Genomic DNA, 22,078 nt, shown 5'->3' with positions numbered 1-22,078 from the left:
CAAGGAAACAATCCGCATGAAGCGACTGGCCGGACTCTCCGCACTCGCCCTGATCATTTCCAGCACCAGCGGTTGCGGCTGGCTCTGGGGCCAAGATGGCTACTTCCGCGACCGCGGCAGCGACTATCTCGAATCACGCCAGACTGCACCCATGCAGCTCCCGCCGAATGTCGACGCCAAGCGCCTCGACCCGCTGCTGCCGGTGCCGATGAACGTCGCCGACAGCCGCGCCGAAGGCGAATTCGACGTACCGCGCCCGCAGGCCCTCCAGGCCAAGGGCGAAGTCAGCGACTACAGCCTGCAGAAGAGCGGCGAATCCCGTTGGGTAGTTGCCCAGCGCGTACCGGCCGAAGTCTGGCCGGTAGCCCGCCAGTTCTTCGAGGACGGCGGCTTCCGCATCGCCGACGAGCGTCCGCAAACCGGCGAATTCAGCACTGACTGGCAGCGCCTCGACCAGCTCTCCGGTCCCCTGGCCCGTCGCCTGGGTAGCCGCGTCAGCGGTGTCGAGCCGGACAGCGAAATCCGTGCCCGTGTGCGTATCGAGCCGGGCGTGCAGCGCAACACCAGCGAAATCTTCGTCCTGACTACTTCCCGTCCGGCCGGCAGCTCTGCCGACACCGGCTGGCCGAGCCGTTCCGACAGCCCGAGCCTGGAAGCCGCACTGCTGGATGAAATGCTCGCCAGCATGGCGCGCAGCTCCGAACAGGGCGGTTCCGTGTCCCTGCTCGCCGCTCGCGACTTCGACGCCCCGAGCCGCGTAACCCTGTCCGAAGACGGCAACGGCAACCCCATGCTCAGCCTCGGCGCCGACTTCGACCGTTCCTGGTCCAGCGTCGGCCGCGCCCTGGAAACCGCCGACGTTCGCGTCGACGACCTCAACCGCAGCCTGGGCGTCTACTACATCAACCTCGCCGAAGGCGCGGTGAAGAAAGACGAGAAACCCGGTTTCTTCGCCAGCCTGTGGGGCAGCGACCCCAGCGAGGAAGAGATCGAAGCCCGCGCCGAGCGCTATCAGGTTCGCCTGACCCGCGTTGGCGAAAGCGTGCAGGTCACCGTGGAGAAGGACATCAACACCGTGGCTCCTGCTGAAGTGGCGCGCCGCGTGCTGACCCTGATCCAGGAAAACCTCGGCTAATAGCAAGAGGTACGCCGCACCGCGGCGGATCGTGGAAACAACAAGGCGAAACCCCCGGGTTTCGCCTGTTTCGTTTGATAAAGGCGGAAAACGACATGAGCACACCCACCACCCTCAGCCTGAAGAAGATCTACTCGGGTAAGGTCCGCGACCTTTACGAAATCGACGACAAGCGCATGCTGATGGTCGCCACTGATCGCCTTTCCGCGTTCGACGTGATCCTCGAGCAGCCGATTCCCGACAAGGGCAAGATCCTCACCGCGATCTCCAACTTCTGGTTCGACAAGCTCCAGGACGTCGTGCCCAACCACTTCACCGGCGACAAGGTCGAAGACGTGGTTCCGGCCGCCGAACTGCCGCTGGTGGAAGGCCGCGCCGTAGTCGCCAAGCGCCTGAAGCCCGTGGCCGTCGAAGCCATCGTGCGTGGCTACATCGTCGGCTCCGGCTGGAAGGAATACCAGAAGACCGGCACCGTCTGCGGCATCCAGCTGCCGGCCGGCCTGAAGGAAGCCTCCAAGCTCCCGCAGCCCATCTTCACTCCCTCGACCAAGGCCGCCGTTGGCGACCACGACGAGAACATCTCCTTCGAGCAGTGCGAAGCCATCATCGGCAAGGAACTGGCCGCCAAGGTCCGTGACACCGCCATCGCCCTGTACACCACCGCCGTCGAATACGCCGCCACCCGCGGCATCATCATCGCCGACACCAAGTTCGAATTCGGCATCGATGAAGATGGCACCCTGACCCTGATGGACGAAGTGCTGACCCCCGACTCCAGCCGCTTCTGGCCGGTGGAAAGCTACGTCGAAGGCAAGAACCCGCCGAGCTTCGACAAACAGTTCGTCCGCGACTGGCTGGAATCCACCGGCTGGAACAAGGAACCGCCGGCGCCCGCTGTGCCCGCCGAAGTCGCGCAGAAGACCGCCGACAAGTACCGCGAAGCCCTGACCAAGCTGACCTCCTGATCGCTCCACCCGGAATTCGCCCCTCCTTGTAGGGGCGAATTCATTCGCCAAGGATCGCGCCGCGATCCCTCTCGCACCGCAACCATCTGAAACCACGCGAAAAAATCTCCCCTACGGGCTTCGCCAATGGCCTTTCAGCTGGTATCATGCGCGCCGTTCGGGAAGATGCCGGAGTGGCCGAACGGGACGGATTCGAAATCCGTTGTGTCAGCAATGGCACCTAGGGTTCAAATCCCTATCTTCCCGCCATATCCAGAAAAGCCCCGCAGTCGAAAGACTGCGGGGCTTTTTGCTTTCGGGGGCTCAGGAGTTCGAGCACATCATGGCTGCATTGATCAGCCGGCCCTTGTCCTGCCAGGCATTACGTTGGAAGACGGAGAATTGTTTCTGTCCCTGGCCGTCGGAGAGTTCGACCAGCCCTGAAGCCTCGTTGGGGTCGGTGCTGCCGACGAAGAGGAGGGTCTTGCCGTTCTCTTCCGAGGTGAAAGTCTCGGCGTCGTGCCGAATGCCACCTTTCACGCAGTTCACGTAGTCGGAATTGGCCCGGCTGGTGATGCCGGACGTGCCGTCCCGGCTGCTTCTGATATCGGGGTTCTGCGCACAGCCTGTTGCGATCAGCAGGGTGGAAAGGATCAGGACACTGCCGCCGAGGAATGAAGCTGAAGGGTTGCCAGGGTGGTTTTTTTTCATGGCTGTTGCTCCAGGCTGGTGCATTTGGCTACCCGGCTTGTTGTCGGTTAGCCGTCGGGGCAGGGCGCCTGGGGGCGGAGGCCGTCGACGAAGGGGGCGGGAATCCTCCCCCGGTTGGCCGCTGCCTGTGCGGAACAAGTGTATGCCGGCATCGGGCGAACGAAAGGGCGCCGGTCTTGAAGAGGGCCGCTTGCGACGCTACGAGTGCCGTTCACCGGATTTCTCGTTCCCGGCTGGCGAGCTTGAGGTTGGTACGCTATTGCTAATCAAGTGCATCTGGAAACTTGATGCACCAGGAGCGATTCGTGATCGAACCGGTTTACTGGGCGGAGCTGCGCCGGCTCTCGCTCAATGTTTCTGCCGCGCACATCGCCATGGTGGCTTTTCTGGAAGAAGCAGCAGTCCCTTGGTCGGATGACCAGATGATGGAGTTCGAGCGGCTGTTGGTGGCTGAACGGATAGCCATCAGCGCGTACACGACCCTCTCTTCGTATATCGACGTGCGAACGTCGACGCCCGCCCGATTGCGGCTGGTGGCTGGCGAATAATCCACCCTAAACGGGCCGGGCTCTTCAGCAGCCTGGCTCGGCAATCGCCTCGATCAACCCCTCGTCATCGTTCTGAGCACTGTTCACCCGCGTGGAGACCGCATGCCCGGTGAAGTCATCGCGTGCCTGGGCGATGACGTGTTGCACGTGCTCGCCGGGCGTTTCGGGGGCCAGCCACAGCGCGAACTGTTCCGGCGGCAGTATCACCGGCATGCGCTGGTGGATGGTGCGAATGGCCGGTGCAGCTTCCCGTGTGAGGAGGGCGCACGACGTGATCGCCTGTCCGTCCGGGCCGGTCCAGGTGGCCCACATCGCGGCGATGGCCAGGAGCGGGTCATTCGGGCTGTAGAGGTAGTAAGGCTGGTGGACCAGGCGGCCGCTGGCGTTGCGAACCTGCTGATTCGGGTTCCACTCGTACCAGCCCTGGGCGGGCATCAGGCAGCGGTGGCTGCGCAGGCTCTGGCGCCACAGGGGCTTGCCGGCGGCCTCTTCACTGCGGGCGAAGAAGGACATGGTCGGTGGCTTCGTCTCCTTCCACCAGGAGGGGATCAGGCCCCAACGCGCCGACACCAGCTCCAGCTCCCCTTGTTGGTCCAGGCGCAGCATCGGCACCTGGCTGGTGGGGGCCACATTGAAGCTCTGGATCCAGCGACCCGAGTCCCGCGCGCCGATGTGCCAGTAGTCTTCGATGGCGCGATCGGAGGGACTGACGTAGCGGCCGCACATGGCTGGTTCCTGCATCGGGGAATGCCTTCAGCATAGAACCCGCACAGCTGCCATATGCGCTGGTGATATGAGGTGGCCATCTATTTGATGGCTATCCAGTGGCGTATCTCCGGCCATTTGCTGCGAAAAAGGCGACAAAGTGCACGTTTTTTACACGTGCCCGAAAGAACCGAATGACCTTGCGCCAGTCTGTTCTCTCAGGCCTGCACCCGAGGATGCCGTACAGGACAGTGGCGCAATGCCACGGCAGGCCGCCTACAACCACTTCAAAAGGATTGAAGTCATGACCCACAAGAACAACGTCAGACGTGTTGTTGGTTCTCTGATTCTCGCCGCTTCCACTTCCACCCTTGCCGCCCCGGCGCCTGAAGGCGATGCCTTCGGCGATTACTGGAGTCCCGGCAAACCCAACCCCGCTCTCTGCAAATCACCGGTGCTGGTTGGCACGCCCGTGGGCCTGCCGCGATGTCTGCAGGCGAGCAATGTGATGCAGCGCCTGCAGGAGCTGCAGGACATCGCCACCCTCAACGATGGCAACCGCGCGGCTGGTTTGCCGGGCTACCAGGCCTCGATCGACTACGTGAAGCAGACCCTGGAGCACGCCGGTTACCAGGTGCGGGTGCAGCCGTTCCCCTTCACCGCCTACTTTCCCAAGGGGCCGGGCACCTTGCAGGCTTTGACGCCGCAACCGGCGGAATACGTCTGGGAGGAGGACTTCACCTACCTGTCGCAGACCGATGCCGGAGACGTCAGCGCCCCGGTGGTGCCGGTGGACCTGTCCCTCGGTGCCGGCAACACCTCCACCAGCGGTTGCGAGGCGGAGGATTTCGCCGGATTTCCCAGCGGCGCCATCGCCCTGGTCCAGCGCGGCAGCTGCAACTTCGAGCTGAAGGCGGAGAACGCCGCGGCGGCTGGTGCGGCGGGTGTGATCATCTTCAACCAGGGCAATACCGAGGAGCGCAAAGGTCTGGAAAACGTCACCCTGGGCGACACCTACGAGGGCGGCATCCCGGTGCTGTTCGCCACCTATGACAACGGCGTGGCCTGGTCCCAGACCCCCGGCCTGCAATTGCGCATGGTGGCGGACGTGATCCGCGAGAAGACGCAGACCTTCAACCTGGTGGCCGAAACCCGGCGCGGCGATCCGAAGAACGTAGTGATGGCCGGCGCGCACCTGGATTCGGTGTTCGAAGGCCCCGGCATCAACGACAACGGCTCGGGCAGCGCAGCGTTGCTGGAAATGGCCGTGCTGCTGCGCAAGGCGCATCCGCAGAACAAGGTGCGTTTCGCCTGGTGGGGCGCGGAGGAATCCGGGCTGGTGGGTTCGACCTTCTACGTCAACAGCCTGAGCGATGAGGAACGGAAGCAGATCAAGGCGTACCTGAACTTCGACATGATCGGTTCGCCGAACTTCGGCAACTTCATCTATGACGGCGACGGCTCTTCCTTTGGCCTGCAGGGCCCGCCCGGCTCGGCTGCCATCGAGCGTCTGTTCGAGGCCTACTTCAAGCTGCGTGGCGAGCCTGCCGAAGGCACCCAGATCGACTTCCGCTCCGACTATGCGCAGTTCTTCGAGGTGGGCATTCCCTTCGGCGGCCTGTTCACCGGCGCCGAAGACATCAAGAGCGAAGAGCAGGCGCAGAAGTACGGCGGCGCCGCCGGCCAGCCCTTCGATCCCTGCTACCACCAAGGCTGCGACAACACCGCCAACATTGACCTGAACGCGCTGGAGATCAACGGGGACGCCATGGCCTTCGCCACCAGTTGGCTGTCGCTGTCGACGAAGATTATCGACGACGAGATCGCCGCGGCCGCCGAGCAAGCGAAGGGTGCCAAGACCCTGCGTGTGCAGTCGGTGCGCCAGTCCGAGCGCTGGGGTAATCACTTCGTGAAATGACGGAAGGGCGGCGGGCCTGCGGAGTCTCGTGCTTTCGCAGGCCTTCCGTCTTTTCTGAATTGACCGTAGGAAGTCTCTGCGATTTACTGTATATAAATACAGTATTCGTAGGATTTCCCCTAATGGCCTTGATGATTGTTCCTGGCCCTTTCGGCAGCCCCGCCCCGGGGCTGCCGTTTTTCTCTTCTGGCAGTGAGTGGAGCTGATGGGCGCTGTCGTTGCCCTCGACGCCCTGCTCAATGAGCGGCGGGTCTGGAAAGGCCAGCCCGGCGCGCTGCCGTCCGATAGCGACCAACCCACCGGCCTTGCCGCCCTGGACCGGGTCCTGCCCGGCGGTGGCTGGCCTGAGGCTGCGCTCAGCGAAATCCTCGTTCCGGCCGCAGGCCTGGGCGAGCTGCGTCTGCTCTGGCCCACACTGGCACGGCTGACCGCCAGCGCTGAGCGCGTGGTGCTGGTGGCGCCGCCGCATATCCCTTATCCACAGGCCTGGCAGGCCGCCGGCGTTGACCTGCGTTGGCTGGCGCTGGTGGAGGCCAGCGGCCGCGATGCCCTCTGGGCGGCCGAACAATGCCTGCGTTCCGGCAGTTGCGCAGCGGTGCTGTGCTGGCCGCAACAGGCCGATGACCGCGCCCTGCGCCGCCTGCAGGTGGCTGCCGAAACCGGCCAGACCCTGGCCTTCGCCTACCGCCCGCTGGATGCCGCCCTGAACCCCTCGCCGGCGGCCTTGCGCATCGCCGTCGACGGCTGGCCGGCGCAGCTGCGGGTGCTCAAGTGCCGGGGTGGCCTGCCGCCCGCGGCGCCGATCGCCCTGTCCCGGTGATGCCGTCATGCGCTGGGCCTGCATATTGCTGCCGCAGTTGGCGCTGGATGGCGTGCTGCGCGTCCACCCCGACCCCGAAGCGCCCTTGGCGCTGGTGACGGGCACGCCCCAACGCCGCGTGTTGCGTGCCCTCAACCCGGCGGCCAAGGCCCTGGGACTGCGCCCCGGCCAGTCGCTGACCGCCGCCCACGTCCTGACCCGCGACTTCACCCTGGTGGAGTACGACCCGGCGCGGATCGAGCACTGGCAGCAACTGCTGGCCGCCTGGGCCTATCGCTTCAGTTCCCAGATCAGCCTGCGCTATCCGCGTTGCCTGCTGCTGGAGGTGGAATCCAGCTTCGCCCTGTTCGGCCCCTGGCCGCGCTTCGAGGCCCGGTTGCGGCGGGAGCTTACGGGCCTGGGTTTCCGCCATCGCATCGTCGCGGCGCCCAACCCGGCGGCGGCGCGGGTGCTGGCCAATGCCTACGATGGCCTGGCGGTGGCGAGCCAGGACGAATTGCGTGAAGCCCTCGGGCGCATGCCGGTGGATCGCGCCGGCCTGGCACGGGATTCCGCCACCGCCTTCGCCCGCATGGGCCTGCGCCACCTGGAGCAGGTGCTGGCGCTGCCCCGGGAGACGGTGGCCCGACGCTTCCCGGGAGACGTGTTGCAGCACCTCGATACCCTGCTGGGCGACCGCCCCCTGGCGCTGGAGTGCTATCGGCCGCCGGATGAGTTCGACCTGCGCATCGAGCTGAACTTCGAGGTGGAATCCCATCAGGCGCTGCTGTTCCCCCTGCGCCGTCTCACCGCTGACCTGGCCGCTTTCCTCGCCTGCCGTGACAGCGGCGTGCAGCGCTTCACTCTCCATCTGGAACACCGCGACCTGCCGGAAACCCGGGTGCCAGTGGGGCTGCTCAGCGCCGAGCGTGAGGCGACCATGCTCTTCGAACTGGCCCGTGGGCGCCTGGAGCAGTTGCAGGTTCCGGCCCCGGTGCGCGCCTTCCGTCTGCAGGCGCGGGACCTGCCGGCCTTCGTCCCGGAGCGGCGCGAGCTGTTCGACGAGCGCCCGCAGCAATCCCTGCCCTGGGAGCAATTGCGCGAACGCCTGCGGGCACGCCTGGGAGACGACGCGGTGCACGGTCTGGCTGCCCGTGCCGACCACCGTCCCGAATGCGCCTGGCAACTGGATGCGGAGGGCCCGCAGGCGCCGCTCCCGCCTGGTCCGCCCCGTCCCGGCTGGTTGTTGCGTGAACCCGTGCCCCTGCGGGAGTCGTCCGTCCGCATCCTCGCCGGCCCCGAACGCATCGAGTCCGGCTGGTGGGATGGCGGCGACGTGCGCCGCGACTACTACCTGGTGGAAACCCGCGGTGGCCAGCGTGGCTGGGCCTTCCGCACAGTGAACGGGGAGGGGCCGCTGCTGTTGCACGGCTGGTTCGCATGAACGCCTACGCCGAGCTGCACTGCCTGTCCAACTTCAGCTTCCAGCGCGGGGCCTCCAGCGCCGATGAGCTGTTCAAGCGTGCCAAGGAGCATGGCTACGCAGCCCTGGCGATCACCGACGAATGCACCCTGGCCGGCATCGTCCGCGCCTGGCAGGCCTCGAAGAAGAGCGAGCTGCCCCTGGTGATCGGCAGCGAAGTACGGGTTGAGGGCGGCCCGAAGCTGGTGCTGCTGGTGGAAAACCTGGCCGGCTACCAGCGCCTTTGCCGGCTCATCACCCAAGCCCGGCGGAGGGCGAAGAAGGGCGAGTACCGCTTGCTGCGTGATGACCTGACCGAACCCACGGATGGCCTGCTGGCCCTCTGGGTGCCGGACCGGGAAGACGACGGCCGCGAAGGTTCGTGGCTGCGCCAGTGTTTCCCCGAACGCCTGTGGCTGGCGGTGGAACTGCACCAGGGACCGGACGACACCGGCCGTCTGGAGCGCCTGCTGGCCCTGGCCGAGCGCGTCGGCATCCCGCCTGTGGCGACTGGCGATGTGCATATGCATGCCCGTGGCCGCCGCGCCCTGCAGGACTGCATGACCGCCGTGCGCCATCACTGCACGGTGGCCGAGGCCGGGCTGCGGTTGTTCCCCAATGGCGAGCGCCACCTGCGCCGCCGCGAGGCGCTGGCTGGCCTCTACCCGGCGCAGCTGCTGGCCGAATCGCTGCGCATCGCCCGCCGCTGCGAGTTCAGCCTGAGCCAGCTGGATTACCAGTACCCTCGCGAGCTGGTGCCGGACGGGCACAGCCCCAGCACCTGGCTGCGTGCCGCCACCGAGGAGGGGATGCTGCGACGCTGGCCCGACGGCGTGCCGGCCAAGGCGCGGGCGCTGGTGGAAAAGGAGCTCGCGCTGATCACCGAGCTGGGCTACGAGAGCTACTTCCTCACGGTGCACGACATAGTCGAGTTCGCCCGCCGTCAGAACATTCTCTGCCAGGGGCGCGGCTCGGCGGCCAACTCGGTGGTGTGCTTCGCCCTGGGCATCACCGAGCTGGACCCCTGCAGCACCACTGAACTCCTGTTCGAGCGCTTCATGTCAAAGGAGCGCAACGAACCGCCGGATATCGACGTCGACTTCGAGCACGAGCGCCGCGAGGAGGTCATCCAGTACGTATTCCGTCGCTACGGACGGGGCCGGGCGGCGCTAACGGCGGTGGTCAACACCTACCACGGCGCCGGCGCGGTACGTGATGTGGCCAAGTCTCTCGGCCTGCCGCCGGACCAGGTCAACGCCCTGGCCGATTGCTGCGGCGGCTGGAGCGACCAGGGGCCTTCGGCGGAGCGTCTGCGGGAGGTGGGTTTCGACCCGGAAAGCCCGGTGCTGCGCCGGGTAGTGGCTCTTACCAACGAGCTGATCGGCTTTCCCCGCCACCTGTCCCAGCACCCCGGCGGCTTCGTGATTTCAGAAGCACCGCTGGACAGCCTGGTGCCGGTGGAAAACGCCACCATGGCCGAGCGCACCGTCATCCAGTGGGACAAGGACGACCTCGATCTGGTGGGGCTGCTGAAAGTGGACGTGCTGGCGCTGGGCATGCTCAGCGCGCTGCGCCGCTGCTTCGCCCTGATCGAGCGCTATCGCGGCATCCAGTGGACCATCGCCACCTTGCCCAAGGAGGACGAGGCCACTTACGACATGATCGGCCGCGCCGACACCATCGGCGTATTCCAGATCGAGTCACGGGCGCAGATGTCCATGCTGCCGCGCCTGAAGCCCAGGGAGTTCTACGACCTGGTGATCCAGGTCGCCATCGTCCGTCCGGGGCCGATCCAGGGGAACATGGTCCATCCCTACCTGCGACGGCGTAAGGGCGAGGAGAAGGTGACCTATCCCAAGGACGAGCTGATCCCGGTGTTCAAGCGCACCCTGGGCGTGCCGCTGTTCCAGGAGCAGGTGATGCAGCTGGCCATAGTCGCCGCCGACTACACGCCCGGCGAAGCGGACGAACTGCGCCGCAACATGGCCGCCTGGAAGCGTCATGGCGGCCTGGAGCACCACCGTCAGCGGCTGACGTCGCGGATGCTCGCCAAGGGCTATGAACTGGACTTCATCGAGCGGATCTTCGAGCAGATCAAGGGCTTCGGCAGCTACGGATTCCCCGAATCCCACGCCGCCAGTTTCGCCCTGCTCACCTATGCCAGTTGTTGGCTGAAATGCCACGAGCCGGCCGCCTATGCCTGCGCCCTGATCAACAGCTGGCCGATGGGGTTCTACAGCCCCGACCAGGTACTGCAGGACGCGCGCCGCCACAGGATCGAGGTGCGTCCGGTGGATGTGCGTCATTCCGACTGGGATTGCTCCCTGGAGCCGGCGGGAGAGGAGGGTGAGCCAGCCATTCGCCTGGGACTGCGGATGGTGCGGGGCTTTCGCGAGGACGATGCCAGGCGCATGGAGGCCGTGCGGCAGGCCGCCCCCTTCAGCAGCGTCGCCGACCTGGTCCAGCGCGCCCATCTGGACGCCCGCGCCCGCGAACTGTTGGCCGACTCCGGCGCCCTGCGCGGCTTGGCCGGGCATCGTCACCGGGCGCGCTGGGCGGTCGCCGGGGTGGAGGTCCAGGCACCGCTCTTCGCCGGCCTGCCGGAGCAGGAAGAAATGCAGGTGGCCTTGCCGTTGCCCAGCGTGGGGGAAGACATGCTCACCGACTACGCCACCCTGGGCACCACCCTCGGGCCGCACCCCGTTTCCCTGTTGCGCGCGGCCTTGCACAAGCGGCGCTGCCGCAGCTCGCGGGAGCTGCTGGCGGTGGATCACGGACGGAACGTCAGCGTTGCCGGCCTGGTGGTCGGGCGCCAGCGTCCGCAGACCGCCAGCGGGGTGATCTTCGTCACCCTGGAAGACGAACACGGCATGGTCAATGTGGTGGTCTGGCACGACCTGGCCGAACGCCAGCGCCGGGTACTGGTGGGCTCCCAGCTATTGCAGGTGGACGGTCGCCTGGAGTCGGTGGACGGTGTTCGCCACCTCATCGCCCGCCGCCTGCACGACCTGACGTCGCTGCTGTCGGGGCTGGATGTGAGAAGTAGGGATTTCCACTAGATCGAAGAAGATCGCTACCGTATTACAGAAATTCCTGTGGGAGCGATTTGCCTTTGAGCTGACCATCGAGGTCGCCGTTTTTTCTGTAGGGGCGAATTCATTCGCCAACCGGGCTGCAGGTCCGGCCTTGACCTCTTTAGGGCAGCTGCGCTGCCCATGGCGATTGAAATCGCCCCTACAACGGGGTGTTCCGCAGGCCATTCTTTTGTGGGGGCGAATTCATTCGCGATTGAAATCGCTCCCACAGGGGAAAAGGCGATGGGTATCGCAAGCTCAACCCATCCTACAAACGCTCAATTCGCCAAAAATGCCGACGCATTGGTGGATTTTGTAGGGGCGAATTCATTCGCCAAGGGGCGCAAAGCGCCCCCGGCTCAACAAGAGGTTCAGTGCGGAGCAACCGGTGCGTTCTTCGTCTTGTGCCGTCGGAACGAGCGGGAAGAGTGGGGAGGCGAAGGCCGGCTGTGATGGTGGTGGTGATGGTGGGAGATCCTGAGCATGGCCCACAGCAACGCGACCGCTGCCAGCAGCCAGCCCATGATCATCAGGGCTATGAAAATTTCGGGACCCATTGCGAACCGCCTCTGGCGCCGAAGTGGAGGGCGCACGTCATGAGTCTAGCCGGGTCAGTGTGACGGCCAATTGAAGCCGGCTGCCTTTGGTCGGCTGGCACACTGAAATCAGACGAGGTGCGCCTGCTAACCACACTCCTGGGCCATGTTGCGCTTGGCCTTCTCGGTCGGCGCATTGCGGTACTGCTCGGTCCAGAACTGGCACTTGGCATCGTTCAGCCGACGCTGTTCCTCCAGCCGTTCCTGGCGCTCGTTGTCCGCGCGCTGGGCGGCGTTGTAGTTCTCCTCGTACTTCTGCAGGCGCTCTTCGCCCGTGCTCGGTGGCAGGGGCGCCGGCTCCGGTTCCGCTTGCGGCGGCGCAGGCGGCGGGATGAAAACCTCGGCCACCGGGGCTTTGTTGTCGGCCGTGTAGAGCTGGTAACCGAAGTAGGTGGTCAGGCCGATGGCAATGAAACCGAGCCAGACCCCCAGGGCGACGCTGAGGGTCAGGACCAGGGGATTGAAGCTGATGCGCAGGATGCGACGTGGGCGAGCCATGGAGCCTCCAAAACGGTGTGGCGGCAGGTATTCAGTGTACCTCCAGCACCTCGAAGGTCTGCTGGCCATTGCCGATGGTCAGGGTCACCTCGGCGCCTTCGGCCTTGCCCAGCAGCGCCTGGCCCAGGGGCGAACGCGGGCTGATCACGGTGATTTCCTCGCCTTCCTCGACCACTTTCAGGCCGGCGGCCTCGGGGCCGAGGAACAACCGCTGTTCGCTGCCATCCTCGGCTGCCAGCAGCACCAGGGCGCTGAGCTGGATACCGCGCGCGGGGTCGAAGGGGCGCAGGTTGAGGCTCTCGAACATCCCCAGTGCCTGTTTGATTTCCGCGGCACGGCGCGCCTGGCCGGTGGCCAGGTAGGAGGCTTCCAGGCCGAGGGTGTCGTACTTGTTCTCGGCGATGTTTTCCTCGTGGGTAGCCGCCTCGTAGGCGGTCTGCGCCGCGCGTTGCAGCAATTGCAGGTCGGCGGCGAGCTTGTCGAGGATCAGGCGATGGATGCGGGCTTTGTCCATGGGGCAGCAAGGGTCGAAGGGCCGGATTGGGCATTCTAAAAGCCTTCCCGCGTGGGAGGAAAACGGGTTCGTACAAGAGGGGGACGAACTTGTGCACAGTGTTGGCGCAGGAGGACGTTCGTACCAGCTTGCGGAGAGTGCCCGGAGCGCTTTTTTCGTGCCATTCGTCGCCGTCTGGAACGCCCGTGCAACACAGGTTCCAGGCGCATTTCAGAGCAAAATGCCCCGTAACGGGGCGGGTAGGGGCTTGACAGTTTCAAGTTGTGCACAGTTGCGATGCAGCCTCGCAAAGGGCTGATGAAATGTCCCGTAAACGCTTGATTCTCAGAGATGATTTCGTAACTACATGAAAAATAAGGAATTTTATAATTGGTGAAAAAATCATCAGTTTGAGCGGAGCCCACGAGCCATGAGCACTCGGTGACGTTTCGAGCATCTTCTCAACAGAGTTATCCACAGGTTCTGTGGATTTGTCCTGAGCACTTGCTCTAGAACGCCATCTGCGGCAATTGCAAGACTTTACCTGCCACAAAAAAGGAGTAGAGTTGCGCGCCTTTCCGGCCACCTGCCCCTTTTCATGAAGTTCCGCGTCCCCGCTGAGTCTGTTTCCAGCCAGAAAACCCTGCCCACCCGCGTTGCCCTCTGGCTGCTGGACAGCCCGCGCCTGGGCCAGGCGCAGAGCGTGAAGCGGATCGCTGGCAAGTTGCTCAAGCAGCCGGCACGGGAAGGCGTGGTCGTGGCGCAAAGCCGCCTGGGCCAGATGCTCTGCCGCGACTGCGGCAACCAGCGTGACCGCCGCATCGGCCTGGACATGCTGCGCCAGGCCGCCCGCGCCGGCGACCGCCGCGCACAGCTTGAATTGGGGCGCCTGTGCAGCCAGCCCCGCGTCAACGAACCGGAGCAGGCCCGCCACTGGCTGGAACAGGCCGCTTCCCAGGGTTCCCACGAGGCCAAGCGCCTGCTCAGCCGCCTCCCTCAGCATTCCTGATCGCGCCGCGCGCCGCTGGGTATACTCCCGGCATTCCAGCGCGGAGCCGCTCATGCCCCTAGATATCCCCAACCTGTTGATCGGCCTGCTGGCCGCCGCCGTACCCCTGCTGGGCCTGGCCTGGCAGCAGCAGCGCAAGCTCACTGCCCTGCAAACCGAACAGACCCTGCTCGAAGAGCGCCTGGCCAATGCCCAACTGGCCCAGGATGGCCTCATCGTCCAGCTGGACGACAGTCGCGAGGAAAATCGCGAGCTCAACCACCTGAACGCTGCCCAACAGGCCGAACTGGCAGCCCTGCGCCGCGAGGCCGAGCTGCTCGGCGTCGAGCGCCAGAGTGCCCGGGAAGCCTTGCTGGCCTGGAACCAGGAACGTGAACGCAAGGATGCCGAGTTGCGTCGCCTGGATGCCGACCGTGCCAGCCTGGAAGCCGAACTGCGGGAGCAGCGCGAATCCCACGAACAGCGTATGACCGACCTGCAGGCGGCCCGCGACGACCTGCGGGCGCAGTTCGCCGAACTGGCGGGGAAGATCTTCGACGAGCGCGAGCAGCGCTTCGCCGAAACCAGCCAGCAGCGCCTTGGCCAGTTGCTCGACCCCCTCAAGGAGCGCATCCAGGCCTTCGAGAAGCGGGTGGAAGAAAGCTATCAACAGGAAGCCCGCGAGCGCTTCTCCCTGGGCAAGGAACTGGAGCGCCTGCAACAGCTCAACCAGCGTCTGGGCGATGAAGCCACCAACCTGACCCGTGCCCTGAAAGGCCAGAAGACCCAGGGCAACTGGGGCGAGCTGGTGTTGGAGCGGGTGCTGGAACACGCCGGCCTGGAGAAGGGGCGCGAATACCAGACCCAGGTCAGCCTGAAGAGTGCCGAGGGCGAGCGATTCCAGCCCGACGTACTGATCCAGCTGCCGGGGGACAAGCAGGTGGTGGTGGACGCCAAGGTCAGCCTCACCGCTTACCAGGCGCTTATCGCCGCCGACGACGAAGCCGCCCGCAGCCAGGCCCTGAAGCAACACGTGCTGTCCTTGCGCAGCCACCTCAAGGGCCTGTCGGTGAAGGACTACCAGCGCCTGGAAGGGCTGCACAGCCTGGACTTCGTGCTGCTGTTCGTGCCCATCGAAGCCGCCTTCGCCGCTGCCCTGCAAGCTGATCCGGGGTTGTTCCAGGAAGCGTTCGAGCAGCACATCGTGATCGTCAGCCCGACCACCCTGCTGGCCACCCTGCGGGTGATCGACAGCCTCTGGCGCCAGGAGCGGCAGAGCCAGAACGCCCGCGAGATCGCAGAGCGCGCTGGTGCGCTGTACGACAAGTTCGTCGCCTTCGTCCAGGACCTGGATGAGATGGGCAGCCGCCTGCAACAGTTGGACAAGGCCTACGCCAACGCCCGCAACAAGCTGGTGGATGGCCGTGGCAACCTCATCGGCCGGGTGGAAAACCTCAAGCTGCTCGGCGCCCGCGCCAGCAAGAGCCTGCCCAACGACCTGTTGGAAAGGGCGGCGGGTCTGCCGTTGCTGGATGAGCAGTTCGAGGGGTGAGTGTGTAGGGCAGGCCTGCGGTCTGCTTGGCGAATGAATTCGCCCCTACAGGAATGTGCCAGGCCAGCGTCCTGCACGGACAGCCCCCTCTCCCTCTGGGAGAGGTTTGGGGTGAGGGCGACGGATTTCTCGGCTAAACCTTTCCCCCACCGCGCATAAATTCACCCCACCAGCAGGTCAGCGTGGGCTAAAGCCCACCAAGGCTGCTTGGCGATTGAAATCGCCCCCACAGGAAAGGTGTCTGCCGGTTGGCACGGAGTAACCGGCGCGAGGCACCCCTCTCCTCTTCAGGGAGAGGGGCTGGGGGTGAGGGTAGTGGAGCCCACGCGGAACTCCCGGCTACACATTCCTATCGCGAATGCATTCCCCCACAAGTTCAACCCGCCGCCTCCGCCGCAGCCCGCTGTGCGGCAGGGGAGCTGGCGAGGTAATCCAGCGCCACCTGCAAATTGCCTTCGGTACGAGGGTGGAAGTCCGGCCGGAAGTAGCGCATGACCGCGACGCCGATGCTGCCCATGGGCGGCAGCAGGCCGCGCTTGCCCAGGGCGCGCCAGAGGCGGAGGAAGCCCCAGTGGTAGCGGGTGGACGGGTCCTGGCGCATCAGCGTGTGCATGGACTGGCTGAACAGGAAGATCAGCGCACCGCTGGCCACCAGCATGTAGAACCAGCGCATCAGCAGGCTGCCTTTCAGGTGAACGTGCAGGTCGTGGGCCACGCAGCGGTGTTCCACCTCCTCGGCGCCGTGCCAGCGCAGCAGGTCGAGCATCACCGGGTCGGCGTCGTCCAGGCTGCGGGTTGTGATGATCCAGTTGCCCAGCACGCAGGTGAAATGCTCCACGGCAGCAATCAGGCCAACCCGCTGGCGCAGCCACCAGGGCTGTAGCCAGCGGGTGAAGGTGTTTTCGCCCAGGGGGTAGTCGCACAGCACCTTCTCGAACAGCCAGTAGATGCCCTTGGTGAAGGGCGTCGGGTCGATGCCGTGGCGTTCCAGATAGGGGGTGAGCGCGCTGTCGTGGGCGCGGGCGTGTTGCGCTTCCTGGCGCACGAAACCGCGCACGTCCTCGCGTAGCTGCTCATCGGTAATCAGCGGCAGGGCCTTGTTGTAGACCCGGCAGAACCAGAATTCCCCGGCCGGCAGGATCAGGTGCAGGGTGTTCATGATGTGCGAGGCCTCCGGCTCGCCGGGTACCCAGTGCAGCGGCGTGTCGGCGAAGTCGAAGCGCACCTTGCGCTGTTCCAGGCGGTGATGCTCTTGGCTCATGGACAGGTCCTCAGGCAGACAGGTTGAGGCGCGCCAACAGGCGCGACAGCCAGGGGGCGAAGCGCCATTGGGCGACGCTGAGGTGGGCTTCGCTGCCCACGGCCTGCACCGGCTTGTTGCGCTCCACCGCATCGGCGATGCGGCGGGCGACGGTTTCGGCGGTGAGGTTGCGGCGCTGGTAGAGGCGCTGCACCTTGGCCTTGCGTTTGGCTTCGGCTTCCCCGTCCAGGCCGTTGAAGCGGGTGGCCTGGATGATTCCGGTGTTGACCAGCCCCGGGCAGATCGCGGTAACGCCGATGCCCTTGCCGGCCAGTTCGGCACGCAGGCATTCGCTGAGCATCAGCACCGCGGCCTTGCTGGTGGCATAGGCGGCGTAGTTGCGCGAGGGCACGAAGGCCGCCGCCGAGGCAACGTTGACGATATGCCCGCCCTTGCCGGCCTCCAGCATCTGCCGGGCGAACAGCCGGCAGCCGTCGATCACGCTCCACAGGTTGACCCGCAGCAGGCGTTCCCAGTCCTCGGGACGGGTGTCGAGCATGGCGCCGGCCATGCCGATGCCGGCGTTGTTGACCACCAGGTCCGGGCTGCCGAACTCGTCCCGCACCCAGTCGGCGAAGGCTTCCATCTGCGCGCTGTCGCTGACGTCCAGCTGCCTGGCCCAGGCTTCCGCGCCCAGGGCCCTGGCCAGCTCCGCGCTACGCTCGGCGGCGGCCAGGTCGATATCGGCGGCCAGCACATTGGCGCCGCGCTCGGCGAACTCCAGCAGCGTGGCGCGACCGATACCGCCGCCGGCGCCGGTCACCAGCACCAGCTTGCCGGCGAAGCTGCCGCTGCCGGGGCGCACCTTGGCCAGTCGCAGGGCGCGGCTGGCGTCGCCTCCTTCCAGGTGATCGACGAACTCGCGAATCCAGCCGGCCAGGCGACTCGGATCGGCCATCAGTTGCCAGTGGCCGGCGGCCACCTCGCGGCGCCACAGGCGCGGCACCCAGCGATCGAGATCCTGGAACAACTGCGGACGGACGAAGCGGTCGCGGGTGGGCACGATCAGTTGCACCGGCACCTCGGTTGGGCGCTGGCGCGGGCGGAACAGGCTGGCGATGAAGTTGGCGCGGTACAGCTTGACCCCGTGCTGGCCATCGGACGCCTGGGTCGGATTGGGGCGTGATTCGCGTACGCCTTCCAGCCGCCGCAGCAGGGTCGGCCAGGCGCGGGCCAGTCCGGCGCGCCAGAGCAGTTCCGGCACCAGCGGGGTATGGAAGAAGCCGATGTACCAGGAGCTGACCAGTTGGCCGATGACCTGGCCGAACGCACGCGGGCGCTTCTCCTTCAGACGCGCACGCATCCAGTGGCCGACATGATCGAGGCAGGGGCCGGAAATCGTGGTGTAGGAGGCCAGCAGCGGCTGGAGGCGGGGTTCGGTCACCGCTTCCCAGGACTGGATAGAGCCCCAGTCGTGGGCCACCAGATGCACCGGGCGATCAGGGCTGACGGCCTTGATCACCGCTTCCAGGTCCTTGGCCAGCTTCTCCAGCCGGTAGTCGCGGGTCTTGCGCGGAATGTCCGAGGCGCCGGCGCCACGCACGTCGTAGGCGATGATCTGGCAGTCGGCGGCCAGCTCGCGGATCAGCGGCAACCAGACCTCGTGGTTATCGGGGTAGCCGTGGACCAGCAGCAGTGTCGGGCCGGCGGCATTGCCCCAGCGGTAGGCGGCCAGTTCGACACCATCGCCCTTCACGGCGAAGCGCTGGGGTTCCAGCATCAGTGGCGCGTTCATGCAGCCACCTGCTTGCCCTGCTGGCGGGCCTGCCAGCGGCGCACGTGGGGCAGGTCGTCATCCAGCCAGAAGGCGCCGTCCTCGGTCACCACCAGCAGTTCTTCGAACTTGGCGCCGACGCCGCGGAAACCCAGGTGCGGTTCCACCGCCCAGAGGCCAGGGGTTGGCGGATGTTCCGAGCGGCTGTTGCTCGACCACAGGGGCGACCAGCCTTCGCGGCGGCCGGTGATCAATGCGTTGCGGGTCAGGGTGTAGATGTTGCGCACGCCGAAGCGGGCGATGGACAGGCCCTGCTTGCGCTCGCCGAGCTTTTCCACCCGATGGGCCAGCACCTCGAACGGATAGGCCTTGTGCCGGGGCAGGGTGCCCTGGCGGGCGCAGAGGTTGTCCACCGCCTGGCTGACCCTGGCCAGCGGCTGGCGCTGCTGCACGAGGTCGAGGATCAGTTGGCGATGCTCCATCAGGTCGTCCATCAGGCGCTCGACCACGAGGTTGCTGCCCAGGGCACCGGAGTAGCCGATATCCGCCGTGTAGGCGCCCAGGGTCGGCGCGCAATCGAGGATGTACGGCATGCCTTCCTCCAGGCGCTGCTTGCCGGGGTAGAAGGCCAGGTTGAATCCGCCCAGGTGACGCAGCCCGTCGAATCCCTTGAAGGCGGTGCGAGGACCGAACCAGGCGAAAGGCTGATGGAACCAGTCGCGCACACCGTGATCCTGCAACCAGCTCTTCATCAGGGCGGCGGCTTCCTTTTCGCTGATGCCGGGCTTCAGTTCGGCGGCGATGGCTTGTGCGCAGCGATAGGCCAGTTGCTGCACATTGCGGAACTCGGACAGATCTTGGGCACTGAGGGCAGGGGCAGGCATGGGAATCTCCGTGTTGTGACTGTTACATCAGTCAATGTCACGGTCATTCTTGAACAGGGATTCCCGCCCTTGCCATAGCGCCCCGGTGCCTGGCGCCGCCGCTGTTACCGCGTTACCGAGTGGTTACAGGCCGCGAAATAGAGCCTCTGCGGCGAAGTTTTGCCATCGCCGCGAACGCCGTCACACGACAAGTCCAGCCAATGGTTGGGCCAATCCGGGGGCTGTTGTTGGCGGAAGAGGGGCGGCGATATGATCCGGCCCATGAAAAATGTCCCCTCCTTTCTCAGCAAGCTCCTCAACCAGGCCGCCGAGCCTCCGGTAGTGCCGGACGCCGAATACACGGTGGACGAACTGGCCCTTGAGGCCGGAACCACGGTACGCAACCTGCGCGCCTATCAGGACCGCGGCCTGCTGCCGCCACCGGAGCGGCGCGGAAGGGTGGGCATCTACAACGGCGAGCACCTGGCGCGGTTGCGGCTGATCGGCCAGTTGCTGGAGCGCGGCTACAGCATCGCCAGCATCCGCGAACTGCTGGAAGCCTGGGAACAGGGCCAGGACCTGGCACACGTGCTGGGACTGGAGCAGGCCATCGTCGGCGCCTGGAACCTGGTGGAACCTACTCGCCTGGGCTTCGACGAAGTGCAGGCGCTGTTCGGCGCCGACCTCACCGACGACAACATGGACCGCGCCCGCGAGCTGGGCCTGATCGAATTCGCCGGTGACCATTTGCGGGTGCTCAATCCACGCGTGTTCAGCGCCGGGGTCCAGCTCTACCGCTCCGGGATTCCGCTGGACGTGCTGCTTGCCCAGTTCGTCGCGATCCGCCGCCAGGTGGAGCCGGTGTCCGCCGGCATCGTGCGGATGATCGTCGAGCATCTGGTCAACCCGCTGCTGTCCAACAGCCTGCCCCATGTCAGCGAACTGGACGACCTCAATCGCCAGTTGCTGGCGCTGCGTCCGTTGGTGGAACAGGTGGTGGACAGCGAGTTGGCGCGAGGGCTGCAACTCTCGGCCAACCAGGAACTGGGCGAGCGCGTTGGCGAGCTGCTGAAAGGCTTCCTCAAGCGCTGAATCCCTAGACCATCAGCAAGGCCACCGTACCGGCCAGCAGGCCGCCGGCGATGAAGGGGAAGGTGCGCAGCGCCAGCCCTTTGCCGCCGATCACCACGATCAGTCCCGCCTTGACCAGGCTGTTACTCAGCACCGCCAGGAAGATGCCACGTACGGCCACTTCCGCCCCCAGTTCACGGTTCGCGCCCCGCGCCAGGGACAGGGTGATGGCGTCGACGTCCGTCAGTCCCGAGAGCAGCGAGACCAGGTAGACGCCCACGTCCCCCAGGTAACGCCGGGCGGCCTCTACCAGCAGCAGGATCAACGCCAGCAGGGCAGCGAAGCGCAGGGCAGGGCCCAACTCGAAGGGGTTCTTCAGCGGCGGCTCGGCATTGGGCGATTCGCGGTTGGCCGCGACTCGCCAGAAAAACAGTGCCCCTGCTGCATAGACCAGCGCCGCGATACCCAGCGGCCAGGCCAGGCGTGACAGCAGGGCCGGGTTCACCAGCCCTACCTCCAGCAGCACGCGGGGAAACATCAGCGCCGACGTAGCCAGCAGGCCGGCCGCCAGCAGCGGGCGCAGGGCCCGGTGTTCCTGCAGGTGGGACAGGGTGATGGTCATGGCGGTGGAGGACACGGTGCCGCCGAGCAAGGCGGTGAGCAGCAATCCGCGCTGGGTGCCCACCAGGCGGATGGCGAAATAGGCGGCGAAGCCCAGCGCGGCGATCAGCACCACCATCCACCAGGTGGCATAAGGATTGAACACTTCCCACGGGCCGTAGCCTTTGTTGGGCAGGATCGGCAGCAGCACCACCGAGATGAACAACAGCTTGAGGGCGGCCAGCAGCTCCTCCTCGCTGAGTCGTTGCAGGGCGTGGTTCAGCGCGTCCTTGAGGCTCAGCAGCAGCGCAACCACCACGGCACCGGCGCCGGACAGCACATGGTGGCCGGCAACCGCCAGGCTGCCGAGGAGGAAGGTGATCAGCAATGCCAGTTCGGTGGAGAGCCCGAGGTCGCCGATATACACCAGCTCGCCAAAGTAGGAGGCGATGACCAGCACGGCGAAGCAGGCGAAGATCGCCACCCACACCGCCGTGCCGAACTGCTCGCCAAGGAAGGAGGCGAATCCGCCGAGCAGTCCGGTGAGACCGAACGAGCGGATGCCGGCAACCAGTCGCAGCGCTTCCTTGTTGCGCTCGCGCCAGCCACGCTCGGCGCCGATCAACAGGCCGACGGCAAGGGCGCTGGCGAAATCGAGCAGGACTTCCGTGGCCTCAGGCATGGCGCTTCCTTTCGGTGGGAATGGAAGCAGTCTAGACGGCGGCACGAACCTGTAGGTTGTGGCTGAGCTACGCGAAGCCCAACATTTTCCGGGCGCCGTTCCTTTGATTCGCTGCGCACGCCGATGCGGTGCGCGCAGTGTTCAGCCGGTATACATGGGTAACGCTTGTCGGGAGACATGGGTAACGGGTTGATGGTCATGGCTTGGGTTGCCTGAGATCAATCTGGCGCACGGTCTTACGGATGAACACCACGTCGAAGACGCCGTCGGTCGTGGTCGGACGGATGGCAACCCGCTCTCCCGCCAGGCCGCCGCCGACAAACAGGCTCCGGCCATTGAAGCGGACCTGCCCGATGCGTCCGACCTTGAGCACCCGATCGCCCGGGTCGTACTCGATCTCCGGCAAGTGCTCAGGGTAGCTGCGC

Annotated in this window: 19 protein-coding genes, 1 tRNA gene and 1 pseudogene; 12 read left to right on the top strand and 9 right to left on the bottom strand. The window is 65.7% G+C overall.

Features of this window, described 5'->3' with window-relative positions; translation table 11 throughout:
• Window positions 1-16 precede the first annotated feature (16 nt).
• The 3 genes from bamC to E8E91_RS19125 all read left to right on the top strand — a co-directional run bounded on the left by bamC (window position 17) and on the right by E8E91_RS19125 (window position 2,349).
• Window positions 17-1,135: an outer membrane protein assembly factor BamC gene (gene bamC / locus E8E91_RS19135; RefSeq protein ID WP_280377853.1), complete on the top strand. Its 1,119-nt coding sequence runs from the start codon at window positions 17-19 to the stop codon at window positions 1,133-1,135.
• Between the two features lie 95 nt (window positions 1,136-1,230).
• Window positions 1,231-2,100, top strand: a complete 870-nt coding sequence (locus tag E8E91_RS19130; protein ID WP_151136152.1) for a phosphoribosylaminoimidazolesuccinocarboxamide synthase — start codon at window positions 1,231-1,233, stop codon at window positions 2,098-2,100.
• A 159-nt stretch (window positions 2,101-2,259) separates the two neighbouring features.
• Window positions 2,260-2,349 (top strand) — tRNA-Ser (locus tag E8E91_RS19125).
• A gap of 54 nt (window positions 2,350-2,403) precedes the next feature.
• On the opposite strand, the gene E8E91_RS19120 is transcribed toward E8E91_RS19125, so the two are convergent.
• Window positions 2,404-2,790, bottom strand: coding sequence for a hypothetical protein (locus E8E91_RS19120; RefSeq protein WP_280377850.1), 387 nt, complete (start codon window positions 2,788-2,790; stop codon window positions 2,404-2,406).
• Window positions 2,791-3,095: 305 nt separating this feature from the next.
• Between E8E91_RS19120 and E8E91_RS19115 the strand changes: the two genes are divergently transcribed.
• Window positions 3,096-3,338: a hypothetical protein gene (locus E8E91_RS19115; protein WP_271472082.1), complete on the top strand. Its 243-nt coding sequence runs from the start codon at window positions 3,096-3,098 to the stop codon at window positions 3,336-3,338.
• A gap of 24 nt (window positions 3,339-3,362) precedes the next feature.
• Here E8E91_RS19115 and E8E91_RS19110 read toward each other — a convergent pair whose 3' ends face one another.
• A complete protein-coding gene (locus E8E91_RS19110) occupies window positions 3,363-4,079 on the bottom strand; it encodes an SOS response-associated peptidase (protein ID WP_348532221.1) in 717 nt (238 codons plus the stop codon).
• 268 nt (window positions 4,080-4,347) lie between these two features.
• On the opposite strand from E8E91_RS19110, the gene E8E91_RS19105 reads away from it, so the two are divergent.
• The 5 genes from E8E91_RS19105 to E8E91_RS19085 all read left to right on the top strand — a co-directional run bounded on the left by E8E91_RS19105 (window position 4,348) and on the right by E8E91_RS19085 (window position 11,749).
• Window positions 4,348-5,961: a M28 family metallopeptidase gene (locus E8E91_RS19105; RefSeq protein ID WP_280377848.1), complete on the top strand. Its 1,614-nt coding sequence runs from the start codon at window positions 4,348-4,350 to the stop codon at window positions 5,959-5,961.
• Window positions 5,962-6,166: 205 nt separating this feature from the next.
• Window positions 6,167-6,781, top strand: a complete 615-nt coding sequence (imuA, locus tag E8E91_RS19100; protein ID WP_280368421.1) for a translesion DNA synthesis-associated protein ImuA — start codon at window positions 6,167-6,169, stop codon at window positions 6,779-6,781.
• A 7-nt stretch (window positions 6,782-6,788) separates the two neighbouring features.
• Window positions 6,789-8,204, top strand: coding sequence for a DNA polymerase Y family protein (locus tag E8E91_RS19095; protein WP_280377845.1), 1,416 nt, complete (start codon window positions 6,789-6,791; stop codon window positions 8,202-8,204).
• Entirely contained in the window at window positions 8,201-11,281 is a 3,081-nt protein-coding gene (locus E8E91_RS19090) for an error-prone DNA polymerase (protein ID WP_280377843.1), read from the top strand. Before E8E91_RS19095 ends, E8E91_RS19090 begins: the two co-directional genes overlap by 4 nt.
• 156 nt (window positions 11,282-11,437) lie before the next feature.
• A complete protein-coding gene (locus E8E91_RS19085; RefSeq protein WP_280377841.1) occupies window positions 11,438-11,749 on the top strand; it encodes a hypothetical protein in 312 nt (103 codons plus the stop codon).
• A gap of 230 nt (window positions 11,750-11,979) precedes the next feature.
• On the opposite strand, the gene E8E91_RS19080 is transcribed toward E8E91_RS19085, so the two are convergent.
• Window positions 11,980-12,390, bottom strand: a complete 411-nt coding sequence (locus E8E91_RS19080; RefSeq protein WP_280377838.1) for a hypothetical protein — start codon at window positions 12,388-12,390, stop codon at window positions 11,980-11,982.
• A 31-nt stretch (window positions 12,391-12,421) separates the two neighbouring features.
• On the bottom strand, window positions 12,422-12,904 hold the full coding sequence (locus E8E91_RS19075) for a GreA/GreB family elongation factor (RefSeq protein WP_280377835.1): 483 nt from the start codon (window positions 12,902-12,904) through the stop codon (window positions 12,422-12,424).
• Between the two features lie 577 nt (window positions 12,905-13,481).
• On the opposite strand from E8E91_RS19075, the gene E8E91_RS19070 reads away from it, so the two are divergent.
• Together E8E91_RS19070 and rmuC are read left to right on the top strand one after the other, a co-directional pair.
• Complete coding sequence (locus E8E91_RS19070; protein WP_280377832.1) at window positions 13,482-13,892, top strand: sel1 repeat family protein; 411 nt, start codon at window positions 13,482-13,484, stop codon at window positions 13,890-13,892.
• A gap of 166 nt (window positions 13,893-14,058) precedes the next feature.
• Complete coding sequence (rmuC, locus tag E8E91_RS19065; protein ID WP_280378214.1) at window positions 14,059-15,423, top strand: DNA recombination protein RmuC; 1,365 nt, start codon at window positions 14,059-14,061, stop codon at window positions 15,421-15,423.
• 376 nt (window positions 15,424-15,799) lie between these two features.
• Here the strand turns inward: rmuC and E8E91_RS19060 are convergent, their stop codons facing one another.
• The 3 genes from E8E91_RS19060 to E8E91_RS19050 are packed head-to-tail and all read right to left on the bottom strand — an operon-like array spanning window position 15,800 to window position 19,321.
• Window positions 15,800-16,684: a metal-dependent hydrolase gene (locus E8E91_RS19060; protein WP_280377831.1), complete on the bottom strand. Its 885-nt coding sequence runs from the start codon at window positions 16,682-16,684 to the stop codon at window positions 15,800-15,802.
• Window positions 16,685-16,694: 10 nt separating this feature from the next.
• On the bottom strand, window positions 16,695-18,458 hold the full coding sequence (locus E8E91_RS19055) for an SDR family oxidoreductase (protein ID WP_280377829.1): 1,764 nt from the start codon (window positions 18,456-18,458) through the stop codon (window positions 16,695-16,697).
• Window positions 18,455-19,321 (bottom strand): M24 family metallopeptidase, encoded by an 867-nt coding sequence (locus E8E91_RS19050; RefSeq protein ID WP_280377827.1) that lies wholly within the window; start codon window positions 19,319-19,321, stop codon window positions 18,455-18,457. The genes E8E91_RS19055 and E8E91_RS19050 overlap by 4 nt, the downstream gene beginning before the upstream one ends.
• Before the next feature lie 261 nt (window positions 19,322-19,582).
• Here E8E91_RS19050 and E8E91_RS19045 point away from each other — a divergent pair, with 261 nt between their 5' ends.
• Window positions 19,583-20,392, top strand: coding sequence for a MerR family transcriptional regulator (locus E8E91_RS19045; protein WP_280377824.1), 810 nt, complete (start codon window positions 19,583-19,585; stop codon window positions 20,390-20,392).
• A gap of 4 nt (window positions 20,393-20,396) precedes the next feature.
• On the opposite strand, the gene E8E91_RS19040 is transcribed toward E8E91_RS19045, so the two are convergent.
• Both E8E91_RS19040 and E8E91_RS19035 read right to left on the bottom strand, forming a co-directional pair.
• Window positions 20,397-21,653, bottom strand: coding sequence for an MgtC/SapB family protein (locus E8E91_RS19040; protein ID WP_280377822.1), 1,257 nt, complete (start codon window positions 21,651-21,653; stop codon window positions 20,397-20,399).
• Window positions 21,654-21,849: 196 nt separating this feature from the next.
• Window positions 21,850-22,078: pseudogene (locus tag E8E91_RS19035) on the bottom strand (IS481 family transposase); the annotation flags it as partial.

The sequence above is a fragment of the Pseudomonas sp. BN515 genome, assembly GCF_029873155.1.
In the GTDB taxonomy this organism is placed as follows: domain Bacteria; phylum Pseudomonadota; class Gammaproteobacteria; order Pseudomonadales; family Pseudomonadaceae; genus Metapseudomonas.
This window is presented reverse-complemented; position numbering and strand designations above follow the sequence as displayed.

Bases quoted from the DNA above. Each gene is read 5' to 3' on its own strand.
- bamC (WP_280377853.1), top strand. From the start codon at position 17: ATGAAGCGACTGGCCGGACTCTCCGCACTCGCCCTGATCATTTCCAGC.
- E8E91_RS19130 (WP_151136152.1), top strand. From the start codon at position 1,231: ATGAGCACACCCACCACCCTCAGCCTGAAGAAGATCTACTCGGGTAAG.
- E8E91_RS19120 (WP_280377850.1), bottom strand. From the start codon at position 2,790: ATGAAAAAAAACCACCCTGGCAACCCTTCAGCTTCATTCCTCGGCGGC.
- E8E91_RS19110 (WP_348532221.1), bottom strand. From the start codon at position 4,079: ATGCAGGAACCAGCCATGTGCGGCCGCTACGTCAGTCCCTCCGATCGC.
- E8E91_RS19105 (WP_280377848.1), top strand. From the start codon at position 4,348: ATGACCCACAAGAACAACGTCAGACGTGTTGTTGGTTCTCTGATTCTC.
- imuA (WP_280368421.1), top strand. From the start codon at position 6,167: ATGGGCGCTGTCGTTGCCCTCGACGCCCTGCTCAATGAGCGGCGGGTC.
- E8E91_RS19095 (WP_280377845.1), top strand. From the start codon at position 6,789: ATGCGCTGGGCCTGCATATTGCTGCCGCAGTTGGCGCTGGATGGCGTG.
- E8E91_RS19090 (WP_280377843.1), top strand. From the start codon at position 8,201: ATGAACGCCTACGCCGAGCTGCACTGCCTGTCCAACTTCAGCTTCCAG.
- E8E91_RS19085 (WP_280377841.1), top strand. From the start codon at position 11,438: ATGGCGATTGAAATCGCCCCTACAACGGGGTGTTCCGCAGGCCATTCT.
- E8E91_RS19080 (WP_280377838.1), bottom strand. From the start codon at position 12,390: ATGGCTCGCCCACGTCGCATCCTGCGCATCAGCTTCAATCCCCTGGTC.
- E8E91_RS19075 (WP_280377835.1), bottom strand. From the start codon at position 12,904: ATGGACAAAGCCCGCATCCATCGCCTGATCCTCGACAAGCTCGCCGCC.
- E8E91_RS19070 (WP_280377832.1), top strand. From the start codon at position 13,482: ATGAAGTTCCGCGTCCCCGCTGAGTCTGTTTCCAGCCAGAAAACCCTG.
- E8E91_RS19060 (WP_280377831.1), bottom strand. From the start codon at position 16,684: ATGAGCCAAGAGCATCACCGCCTGGAACAGCGCAAGGTGCGCTTCGAC.
- E8E91_RS19055 (WP_280377829.1), bottom strand. From the start codon at position 18,458: ATGAACGCGCCACTGATGCTGGAACCCCAGCGCTTCGCCGTGAAGGGC.
- E8E91_RS19050 (WP_280377827.1), bottom strand. From the start codon at position 19,321: ATGCCTGCCCCTGCCCTCAGTGCCCAAGATCTGTCCGAGTTCCGCAAT.
- E8E91_RS19045 (WP_280377824.1), top strand. From the start codon at position 19,583: ATGAAAAATGTCCCCTCCTTTCTCAGCAAGCTCCTCAACCAGGCCGCC.
- E8E91_RS19040 (WP_280377822.1), bottom strand. From the start codon at position 21,653: ATGCCTGAGGCCACGGAAGTCCTGCTCGATTTCGCCAGCGCCCTTGCC.